The 10468-nt window shown below is 66.0% G+C and carries 9 protein-coding genes; 4 read left to right on the top strand and 5 right to left on the bottom strand.

Annotated elements, in window-relative coordinates; all coding sequences use genetic code 11:
* Together ENN83_RS07050 and ENN83_RS07045 are read right to left on the bottom strand one after the other, a co-directional pair.
* Positions 1 to 891 (bottom strand): glycosyltransferase family 39 protein (locus ENN83_RS07050; RefSeq protein WP_287185526.1); only part of this gene is annotated, 891 nt, incomplete at its 3' end.
* On the bottom strand, positions 891 to 2024 hold the full coding sequence (locus ENN83_RS07045; RefSeq protein ID WP_287185525.1) for a glycosyltransferase: 1134 nt from the start codon (positions 2022 to 2024) through the stop codon (positions 891 to 893). The genes ENN83_RS07045 and ENN83_RS07050, both read right to left, overlap by 1 nt.
* 434 nt (positions 2025 to 2458) lie before the next feature.
* Between ENN83_RS07045 and ENN83_RS07040 the strand changes: the two genes are divergently transcribed.
* Positions 2459 to 3862, top strand: coding sequence for an oligosaccharide flippase family protein (locus ENN83_RS07040; protein ID WP_287185524.1), 1404 nt, complete (start codon positions 2459 to 2461; stop codon positions 3860 to 3862).
* 17 nt (positions 3863 to 3879) lie between these two features.
* Here ENN83_RS07040 and ENN83_RS07035 read toward each other — a convergent pair whose 3' ends face one another.
* The 3 genes from ENN83_RS07035 to ENN83_RS07025 all read right to left on the bottom strand — a co-directional run bounded on the left by ENN83_RS07035 (position 3880) and on the right by ENN83_RS07025 (position 8014).
* Complete coding sequence (locus ENN83_RS07035; protein WP_349760101.1) at positions 3880 to 4833, bottom strand: glycosyltransferase family 2 protein; 954 nt, start codon at positions 4831 to 4833, stop codon at positions 3880 to 3882.
* 1 nt (position 4834) lies between these two features.
* Positions 4835 to 6394 carry a glycosyltransferase gene (locus tag ENN83_RS07030; protein WP_287185521.1) on the bottom strand — a complete coding sequence of 520 codons (1560 nt, stop codon included), beginning with the start codon at positions 6392 to 6394 and terminating at the stop codon, positions 4835 to 4837.
* Positions 6395 to 6487: 93 nt separating this feature from the next.
* A complete protein-coding gene (locus ENN83_RS07025) occupies positions 6488 to 8014 on the bottom strand; it encodes a hypothetical protein (RefSeq protein ID WP_287185519.1) in 1527 nt (508 codons plus the stop codon).
* Between the two features lie 263 nt (positions 8015 to 8277).
* Here ENN83_RS07025 and ENN83_RS07020 point away from each other — a divergent pair, with 263 nt between their 5' ends.
* The 3 genes from ENN83_RS07020 to ENN83_RS07010 all read left to right on the top strand — a co-directional run.
* Positions 8278 to 8538, top strand: coding sequence for a spike base protein, RCAP_Rcc01079 family (locus ENN83_RS07020; RefSeq protein WP_287185518.1), 261 nt, complete (start codon positions 8278 to 8280; stop codon positions 8536 to 8538).
* Positions 8538 to 9659: a hypothetical protein gene (locus ENN83_RS07015; protein ID WP_287185517.1), complete on the top strand. Its 1122-nt coding sequence runs from the start codon at positions 8538 to 8540 to the stop codon at positions 9657 to 9659. Before ENN83_RS07020 ends, ENN83_RS07015 begins: the two co-directional genes overlap by 1 nt.
* A partial coding sequence (locus ENN83_RS07010; protein WP_287185516.1) for a PKD domain-containing protein occupies positions 9656 to 10468 on the top strand: 813 nt, incomplete at its 3' end. The genes ENN83_RS07015 and ENN83_RS07010, both read left to right, overlap by 4 nt.

The following is a 10468-nucleotide window of genomic DNA, read 5'->3' as shown; positions in this document are numbered from 1 at the left end:
GCCAAGCCGGCTTGGCCGTTCCTGCAACGGCGGCAGAAGCGTCAGCACCAGCGCAAGCCCCGTGACCAGCGTGAAGCTGCCGTAAAGGACCGGCGCGGCCTTCACCGCTTCGGCCCATTTGCGCAGATGTTCGACAAAGGCGTTCGCCAAGCCCCATTGCTTGGAATAGCTGAGTGCGACATCGACGGCGCCGAGTTTCAGTTCGGCCAGCGCACCGGCCTGGGCATAGACCAGGACAAGAGCTGCCACCGGAATCGCCCCGCCCGCGGCATAGGCGAAGGGCGACCAGCGGAACAGTCGACCCGTACCGGGGCGCCAGAACCCGACAAGGGCGAACCACAGCCCGCTGGCAAGCGCGGCATAGGCCAGATTGCTGCGCGTGAGCACGGCAAGCGAGACCAGCGCGCCCGCCAGCACCATCGCCCAGACCCGGTCGCGCCAAGCAAGGCAGAGCCAGAGCGCGGCCATCATCATCGCCATGGCCGGCAGCCCGGCCGAACTGTGCAGCCCCGGTTCGACCGCGTTCATGGCGATGAAGAGGCCTCCCGCGGCCCCCGCGGCCAGCGGCCCCGCCATCCGGCGGCCGATCAGGAAGACGAAGATCGCGGTCAGCCAGAGGCAGGCATCCCCGAACAGACGGGCCGACAGCACGGTTTCACCGAACAGCCCCATCCAGCCCCCCATCAGGAAGAAGATCATCGGGGGCTTGTTGTCGAAGCGTTCGGTATAGGGAAGGATGCCGTCGAGGATGTCGGCCCCGAGCAGCATGAAGGTGCTTTCGTCCCAGTTGATGATCTCGCGCGAGACGGATCCGAGCTGCGTCAGCAGCACGAGGATGGCGTAGACGCCCGCCACAAAGAGCGTGATCCCCCTGTGCGTCCTGTCCGTCATCACCGTTTCACGAAGCGCTTGTGGAACACGAAATAGCGGCTGCCGAGGAAGTTGAAGAGCATCCCCGCCACGATGCCCCCGAGTGCCGCGAACTGAAGCGACAAGGGACCCGCACCAAGAACATGGGCGTTGAGATAGAGCGCCACGCCGTAGTTCACCGCCATCCCCACGGCCGAGGCCCCGACGAAGCCCGCGAACTGCTTCAGGATCGGGCGGTCCTTGGCATAGGAGAAGGTGAACCGGCGGTTCAGCAGGAAGTTGGTGATGACACTGACCGCGATCCCGCCGGCCAGGCACAGCATGTCCGGCAGCCCGGCCCATTTCAACAGGCTCAGCACCGAGAGGTTCACCACCACGCCCGAGGCGCCGACGACGAGGAACTGCGCCATGTACATCGCGTTGGCAAAGCGGTGCAGATAGAGCCGGCGCAGGTGCTGGATGTATTTCAGCTGTTCGCGGAAGGTCAGCTTGGACACGCCATGCACCCTGTCGGAAAAGTGGATCGGCACCTCGCCCACATTCTCGAGGCCGCATTTCACGATCAGTTCCAGCGCGATCTTGTAGCCCACCGGGTTGAGATCCCGGGCCTGGTCGAAATCGGCCTTGCGCAGCGCGAAGAAGCCCGACATCGGGTCGCGCACCTGGGTGAGCGGGCGCGCCAGAAGCGTCGCGATCCGCGAATTGATCCAGCGCCAGAAGCCCCAGTCGTCATCGGTCGAGCCGCCGGGCACATAGCGCGAACCGATCACCATCTGCTGTCCGGCATCGAGCGCGAGGATCATCGCCGGGATTCGTTCGGGCGGGTGGCTGAGATCGCAATCCATGCAGAACAGCACCGGGTAGCGGGCGGCGCGGAACCCGTCGATCACCGCGGCGCTCAGGCCGCGCGGGCCCTGGCGCACGATGATCCGCGCCCAGTCGAACCCCGACCGCTCGACCGCCTCGATGCTGCCATCCCGGCTGTCGTCATCCATGAACAGCACTTCCAGCGTGAGATCCCGGTCCCGGCGCAGCGCGTCGATCCGCGCCAGCAGAAGCGGGATGTTCTCGACTTCGCGATAGGTGGGAACGATGATGCTGATGCCTGCGGTGAAGCGGGTCCGGGCCAGCGGGTAATGATCTTGTGAAATCAAGGGACTCTCTGTGCAATCGGACATATCGGCCTGCCGGGGCAGGTGTTGTGGGCCAGTTCCGGTATGCGCCTTGCCAATTGCGCGGGGCCGCCGGTCGGTCGGTTTCGGATTCGCCAGGCGGTTGCGAGGGGGGCGGCCCCTGCGGCAGGGGACGCGGCACCCACCGCGAATCGTCTGGCGGCGGCCGGGGCCAATCCCGGCCGCCGCTATCTAATATATCATCCGCGGCGGTCAAAGCCGGACTTTTTCGGGACAATTGGCGGATGGCAAGCCGATCGGATCGACAGCCCTGACGCCCGATCTTGGGCCTTGGCATTCCGGTCCGACGGCGTCTACAAGGACGCTAGTTTTCCCGATGCATTTGCGGCGCGCCAAGCCATGTCCGGTCCTCCTTCCCGTTTCCGTGCAATGGCGCGGTCCCAGTCCGGAAGAATATGCCCGTGATCCGCAAACGGTTGCGCGAGGTGCTTTCGGATGACAGCCTGAAGGCCCGGGCGGCGCGCGGCTCTGCGCTGACATTCCTGAGCTTCGGCGGCGCGCAGTTCCTGCGCCTGGTCTCCAACCTGATCCTGACCCGGCTTCTGTTCCCCGAAGCCTTCGGCATGATGGCGCTGGTGCAGGTCATCATCCTGGGGCTGGAGATGTTCTCGGTGACTGGGGTCAAGACCTCGATCATCCAGAACAGGCGCGGCGACGATCCGGTCTTTCTCAACACCGCCTGGACGGTGCAGATCGGGCGCGGGGTGTTCCTGTGGTGCCTGACGATCGCGCTCGCGGTTCCGGCGGCGAGCCTTTACGAACAGCCGATGCTGGCCATGCTGCTGCCGGTGGCGGGCTTCGCCGCGGTCCTGAACGGGCTGCAATCGACCAATGTCTCGACCGCCAACCGGCAGCTCATGCTGGGGCGCCTGACATTCATCGAACTGTTCAGCCAGGCCGTCAGCATCGTGGTGATGGTGATCGCAGCGGTCGTGACCAAATCGGTCTGGGCGCTGATCTTCGGCAGCCTGGTGACCGAGGGTCTCAGGACGCTTCTGTCCCATCTCATGCTGCCCGGCATCCGCAACCGTCCGGGCTGGGACAAGAGCGCCTTCTGGGAGATTTTCCATTTCGGAAAATACATCTTCATCGGCTCTATCGCGGGCTTCCTGATCAATGCCGGCGACCGCGCCATCCTGGGCAAGTTCGTTACCCTGGCCGAGCTTGGCATCTACAATATCGGCTATTTCCTGGCCACGGCGCCCACCAATATGGCGCAGCAACTGAGCGCGAAAGTGCTGCTGCCGGTCTATTCCAGGACCGCCGACGCCCAGGGCGCCGACAGCCGCCGCAAGCAGCGCCTGGCCCGGGGGATGCTGACCGGGGCGATGCTGGCTGCAAGCCTGTTGCTGGCCTTTATCGGCGACTGGCTGGTGCGGCTGCTCTATGAGCCGGCCTATCATCTTGCCGGATCGCTCATGGTGCTGCTGGCGCTGGCCTACATGCCGACCATCCTGATTCTAGCCTATCAGCAGAAGCTTCTGGCGCAGGGCAATTCGCGGGACATGACGGTGTTCACTGTGATCCAGGCGGTGATCCAGACCGTCCTTCTGCTGGTCGGGATCCAGGCCTTCGGACTGATGGGGGCGATCATCGCCCCGCCGCTTGCGGTGCTGCTCGTCTACCCGCTGGTTGCCTGGCTGACCCATCGCAAGGGCAGCTGGGATCCGCTGCTCGATCTGGGGCTGTTCCTGTTCTGCCTTCTGGGCGCGGCGCTGGCGTTGTGGATCAAAGACACGGCGATCACCGAGGTGTTGCGGGGTGCCGTCGATAGCCAAGCCCCCGCGCTGCCGGGCTGATCGGGCCGGAACAGAGCCTATTTGTACTCGATCAGCGCGATCGGCGCCCGGCGCAGCCGACGCCAGAGATAGGTCAGCACCCCCTGTGCCTCGGGGAACTTGGCCAGCGTGACGAAGACGGCCTGATACCAGGGATCGCCCTTGCGCCAGCGCCGCATCATCTGCGCGGGCCAGATCAGCACAAGCAGCGCCGCCCAAGGCGTGAGCGCAAGCCCCGCGAGGATCATGAGCGGCAGCAGCATGCCCCAGCCGACGATCCGCACCAGTTCCGGTACCCCGTGGCGTTCGGGCGGGCGCCCATGCATCGCTACCGCCTGGGCATAGGCATAGCCGCCGCGCGCGGCGCGCCGCCACCATTGCCCGAAGCGGGTCATCGCCGCGTCATGCAGCGTCATCTCGGCATCGAGCCGCCAGATCTGCCAGCCCGCCGCGCGCAGGCGCACGCAAAGCTCGGGCTCTTCGCCGGCGATCAGGGTCGGGTCATAGCCGCCAACCGCAAGAAGCGCCCCGGTGCGGATCAACATGTCACCGCCACAGGCCTTTGTCTGCCCGATCGGAGTGTCCCACTCGATATCGGCCAGCCTGTTGTAGACCGAGCGGTCGGGGTAGCGCTCGCGGCATCGGCCGCAGGCGATTACGGCAGCCGGATTTGCGCGCAGGAAGGCCAGGGCCGTCTCGATCCAGCCCGGTTGCAGGATGCAATCGCCGTCGAGGAACTGGACGAATTCCGGGGTCTTGCCCCCCTCACAGAGGCGGGCAAAACCCGCATTGCGGGCGCGGGCGGCCGTGAAGGGCGTGCCCATGTCAAGCTCGACCACCTCTGCGCCGCGGACCCGGGCGGCCTGCTGACTGCCATCGGTCGATCCGCTGTCGACATAGACGATCCGGTCGAACCGGCCCCTGGCGGCCTCGAGGCAGGCGATCAGCCGCGCACCCTCGTTCCGGCCGATGATCACGGCGCTGACACCCATCTCAGCCATCCCGCATCCGGATGATCCGCGCCGGAACCCCGCCGACGACGGTACCGGGCGGCACCGGCTTTGCCACGACCGCATTCGCACCGATGATCGCGCCCGCGCCGACATGGATATTGCCGATCACCACGGCACCGGCACCAATCTCGACACCATCGCCGATGGTCGGCCGCCCCTCGAGATCGTCAAGACCTGCGATCCCGAAAGTGGTGTTCTGCCGGATGATCACGTCATTGCCGATTTCATGTGCGGACAGGATCATGCCGCCGAAATGCTCGAGCTTCACGCGCCGGCCCACGGGCACCGAATAGGGCAGCATGATACCGCCCGTCCGCTGGCCGAGCCGGTACATGGTGAAATAGACAAGGCTCAGCGGTATCCGCAGGGCCCTGGGACGCACCCCCATGCGCCAGTTGCCGAAGCGGTGCCAGAACAGCGCCCAGAACCCTTGCGAGAGGGGATCGCGCTCATGGGTGCGGAAATCCTCGGCCACCAGAGCCCAGAAGCCGATATCCGCGGGGTTGCGGTTGGTTGCCCCCCGCGGCGCCGGGGCAGCGGCCGTGTCGGCCGGCGGGGATCGCCCGAACAGGAGCGGCAGCATCGCATGGACAAGGAAATCCGGCAGGAACCGCCGGGGCAGTGCAGGCGGGCGGCGGCGCAGGGCTGCCAGCGGATAGTGCACAAGCCCGGCAAGGAGCACCGCAAGCGCGATGCCGAGCGCCCCCGCCCGCCCCTTGGCCTTGCGGAAGTAATGCGCCCAGGACCGGTACCAGTAGGCCCCGCGCCGACGCCGTTGCTGGTCCTCGCCACTCTTGATCCCGGTCGCCACCCCTTCGAGATGCAGCACCCGGGCGCGGGGGACATAGCGGATCTGCCAGCCCGCCGCACGGGCCCGGCGCATCAGGTCGGTCTCTTCGAAATAGAGGAAGAAGGCGGGATCGAACCAGTCGAGATCGCGCAGCACCCCGAACCGCGCCATGAAGGCCGCCCCGGTGACCCAGTCGACCGGCCCTTCGGGATGGTCGGGCGGCAGCGGCACCCTGGCGCGCTCGAACAGCCTGTAGACCGGCCCGAAGCCGATGAAATGGGCGAATTCGGACGCGGCGCCGGGAAACCGGAATGCCGCGACCGCCGGGCCGATGCTGGGCTCGGTGATCCCCGCCCCGGCCATGGCGAGGCCGGGATCGGCATCGAGCGTATCGGCCAGGATCGCGATCGCCTCGTTCTCGAGCTGGGCATCGGGATTGAGCAGGAACACCTTGTCGGGCGGATGCGCGCGCGCGGCCAGCGCCCGGAACACCAGATTGTGGGCGCGTGCGAAGCCGTGATTGGTCTGTTCGGGATAGAAGGTGACCCGTCCGCGCCAGGCCTCGGAGCGGGCCGCCTCGGCGAGGATTTCGCGGTCCCGGCCGGGAGAGGCATTGTCCACAAGGTGGATGTCGACCTTTCGCCCGCCATGCGTGCGGGCAAGCACACTGTCCACAGCCGCGCGCGCAAGCTCCGCGGTACCGTAATTCACCACGATGACGGAAATTTCGGTCTCGACCTGCTCGTCCAAGATGATCCTCGTCCTTGCCTGGAAAGTACCTTGCCTGCCGCTCCGGCACCCGTCTTTCGATGGGGTCGGTGATTGCGTCCCTTGAGGGCCGTTTCAGGTCATGCGGCTGCGGCCCGTGGGGGGTGTGTGCCGGGTGTAGCGGCTGTTGAGCGGCCTCTGCCGTTCGGGGGCAGCGCTGCCTGGTGCGGGCGGGTCCGCCGCCCTGTCCCGGCGCGCCAGGGCAGGTCGGAAATACCCCGGCCGGACCAGGGTCTCGCCGGGGCTGTCCGCCTGAGCGGGGGCGGAGCGGATCGCGCCAAGCTCTGCCCGGCCCCAGAGCGCCCCGACGGCAAGGGCGGTGATCGGGGTGATCGAACTGTTCGGAACGAGATCGATCAGGTTTCCGGCGACCAGCAGGGCGAGAACCGAGGTTTCCGTCCCGATATCATGTCGTCGTCGGACCCACAGCAACAGGAAGAGCGGAACGCAGATCAGGCCGAACCGCGCGACATAGCCGACCCAGCCCGAGATGCTGAGGGTGATGACCCAGGCCCCGTCCGCGATGGTGACGTCCACGCCCTCGTCGTTATAGGTGCGCGAGCGCCCCCAGCCCCCCCAGCCGAACAGGATACGATCTTTGGCCTTGTCGAGGAACGCATCCTCGTTCTTCAGCCGCACCTGCAACGAATGGGCGCGATAGGGGTTGATCCGCTCGGCGAAGGCGACCACGCTGTCGATCGGGATGAGACCCGCCTGGCGCAGTGCCGGATAGGTGAGAAAGCTTGCCGCGATCAGGGCGGCCGCGATCAGCTGGACGCGAACCGTGGCCAGCAGCACCAGGGGCAATAGCAGCAGCGTGATCATGAGCGCGCCCAGATTCTTGGACAGCACCAGGATGACAAGCAGCCACAGCAGCGCCGCGATGAAGGGTCCCCGCCGGCCCCCCGCGCTGCGCACGAGCCCGGCGGTCGCCAGGGCGGCCGCACAGAGGAAGATGCCGACCAGCAGGCCATGGCCCAGGAACACGACAGGCCGCCAGCCGCCGGCGCGCACATGCTGCGCCCAGACATGGGGGAACTCGCCGTAGACCCAGTAATGCATCAGCGGCGACATCCGCAATTCGACGAGAATCAGGAACGAATAGGCCAGGGCGGCCACGCAGAGCACGATCAGCAGCATCCGGTGGGCCTCGGGCGTGGCGAGGTATTTCCGCGCCAGCGCCATCGGCACCACGAACATCAGCGCGCTGAGGATGTAGGAGAACGCGTCATAGGGCCGGAGCGCCGGCAGGACGGTCGTGCCGTAGCGTAGCATGTCGCCATTGGTCATGACGGTCATGAACGCCCCCACGACCAGCAACAGGACCAGAAGACGCATCGTCCACAGCCGCGGCAGCAGACCGGGCAGCACCGCCTGATTTGGCTGGGACCGCCCCAGCAGGGGCGCCAGCACCAGCGCCGCCAGCGCCGGGATCGTCTTCTTGTTCAGTTCCGGCAACAGCGGCAGATCGACGGAGGTCTTTTCCGGCAGCACCAGATACCCGACCAGGATGGTGAGCACGACCGCGACCGGCGTGGAGAAACGCAGGAAGAAGAACGCGCTGAAAAGCGGCCATGAGAAAAGAGCAATGAAAGGAATCATGGGCGTGCCTGCCGCCGGGAACATGGACTGTGCGAACCGATCGGGCCTGTTAGCATACCGGCCCATTTTGTCAAAATCTTGCTGCTCAGGCTGACGGTGGAGGGCAGCGAACGGTCGCCTTACGGTTGTTTCATCCCCTTGCGTCAGAGTGCCTCCCGACATCCGAGCCCGTGAAAATGGTCTGATACGGCTCCCGGGTTTTCCATCGGCCCACCTGACATCCCGAAACTACCTGACATCCCGCAAACTGGAGACACATGACCATGACCGACAAGTTCAATAACCTCGTCGGGGGCCTCGAAAGCCCCGCCGTCTGTCTTCTGGCCGTCGAGCCCAGCGATACCCAAGATCTCGCAGTGGCCAGCCGCGGCATCAACGTGGCCACCTCCGGGAGCGTTCGGGTGACGACAATCGGGGGGTCCACCGCAACGGTCTATGTGGCTGCCGGCGGCGCGTTCCCGCTGCGGGTCAGGCGGATCTGGCAGTCCGGAACGACCGCCAGCGGCATCGTGGTGATGTACTGATGACCAGACTGTCCATCGCAACAGGCATCACGCAGACGGCCGACATGTCGTGGCTGGGGGCGGGGGGCGTTCTGCCGCCGCTCGAGCTGACGCTTGTGAGCGGCCAGATCGAGATCCTCGCGGCCACGTCATCTACGCTGAGCCTGACGATCTCGGGGACATCTGCCTTCAATGGCGTGTACCAGGTGGATCCGCAGTTGCTGAAATCCGGTCCGGTGAACCTCGTGAGACCCCGGATCACCGGGACCGCCGCGGCCGGAGCCACGCTGACCCTTCAGCCCGGTCTGTGGATAAGCGAGAAGACCGCAACGGTCCCGACCGAGAGCTACCAGTGGCTGCGCAATGGCGTTGTCATCCCCGACGAGACGGCGCCGACGCATGTGATCGTGCCCGAAGATGGCGGCACGGTGCTGCGGGTAACCGAAACGGTGAAGGACGCGAACGGAACCCGCAGCGTGCAAAGTACAACGCTGACGGTTCCGGTGCTCTCGGCTCCGCTGGGCGTTTCGCGGATCGGCGGCTTCCTGTCCTCGGGCAACGCGAGTGCGACCCCGTCCTTCACGGTGGATCTCAGCGGCTATGCCGCCGGTGACGTCATCCTGTTCTTCTATGGCACCGACAACTATGCCCAGAGCGCCAGCGTCAACGGCGTGCCCAGCCAGAAGATCAGCACCGATGCCGGATCGAACGGTTCGGGCCGGGTGGCGGCCTTTGCCCATACTCTGACCGCGGCCGGAACGGCGGCCAGCACGATTGCGTTCGACCTGCCCGTACGCGCTAATGCCCATGTCCTGAGCGTGCATGGCATCCGGAACGGCGTCGTCTCGGATGTCGCGGCGGTGCAGAGCAGCGAGGGCGGCACCCTGACGGTTTCGGCAACGCCCGTCTCGGCCAGAAATGCCATGCTGGCCTGTGCCATGGGCGTCAGCTTCATGGACGGGGTCTTCACCTGGACCGGCGCGACGGAGATCGAGACCGCCGTCATGCCCACCGCAACGACCCGCAATGTCAGCATCGCGCTGCAAGGCGACGTCGCGGCCGGAACACCCCATACCGTGACCGGCACACCCTCGACAGCAAACCAAACCGGGATCATTCTGGTCGCGATTTCCGAGGCATGAACATGAAAATCCGTCTGACATCCAAGGCCCTTTCGGGGAAATCCGTGACCCTGATCCTCGAACAGGACGGCCGCTCCGCCGGCCCCCTGACCGTGGCTGACTGGGGCGGCACGACCCAGGCAGAGGAAACGCCCGCTCCACCCTCGCCTGCTCCGCCGCCGCCCGCGCCCGGCCCGGGGCTCGATGGCGGGATCGTGTCGATCACGGTCGATCGCACGAGCCTGCGCTGCGCGCCCGACAGTGTGCGCCTTGGTGTCGATCTGTCAAATTCAACCTTTGACACGCCTGGACCGGCGCCGGGCGCGAATTACGACCCGCGCCTGCATGAACTGGTCTATATCTGGGATACCGGCGACACGGGGGAATGGTCGGCGCCGCAGAACGTGCTGGCTGAATGGAATGACAAGAGCAAGGGGCGCGGCCCGTGGATCGCGCATTGCTACGATGCGCCCGGAACCTACACGGTCAGGTTGACCGTGATCGAGCCTTCCAGCGGCAAGCAGGCCCAGGCCACGGCGAGTATCACGGTCGAAGACCCGAACGACGTCTATGCCGGGGCCGAGACGGTCTGCATCAACCCGCCCGGCGACGACAACTTTACCGGTGCGCCTGACGGGGCGATGACCGTTCAGATGGACGGCGTCAGCGTGAAGGTGCGCGACCAGTCCTGGTGGAATAGCGTCAAGGGGAACACCAAGCGCCGCTTCCTGCTCAAGGCGGGCGCGACCTACGGTCCCGTGGCATTCGAACTGAACTATTCGGACGACCCGCCGCATTTCTACCTCGGAACCTATGGCTCCGGGACGGTG

This window comes from Rhodovulum sp. (assembly GCF_011048875.1).
Classification (GTDB): Bacteria; Pseudomonadota; Alphaproteobacteria; order Rhodobacterales; family Rhodobacteraceae; genus Rhodovulum; species Rhodovulum tesquicola.
Note: the sequence above shows the minus strand (reverse complement) of the source record. Positions and strands in the feature narration are given on the sequence as shown.

Bases quoted from the DNA above. Each gene is read 5' to 3' on its own strand.
- ENN83_RS07040 (WP_287185524.1), top strand. From the start codon at position 2,459: ATGCCCGTGATCCGCAAACGGTTGCGCGAGGTGCTTTCGGATGACAGC.
- ENN83_RS07035 (WP_349760101.1), bottom strand. From the start codon at position 4,833: ATGGGTGTCAGCGCCGTGATCATCGGCCGGAACGAGGGTGCGCGGCTG.
- ENN83_RS07025 (WP_287185519.1), bottom strand. From the start codon at position 8,014: ATGATTCCTTTCATTGCTCTTTTCTCATGGCCGCTTTTCAGCGCGTTC.
- ENN83_RS07020 (WP_287185518.1), top strand. From the start codon at position 8,278: ATGACCGACAAGTTCAATAACCTCGTCGGGGGCCTCGAAAGCCCCGCC.
- ENN83_RS07015 (WP_287185517.1), top strand. From the start codon at position 8,538: ATGACCAGACTGTCCATCGCAACAGGCATCACGCAGACGGCCGACATG.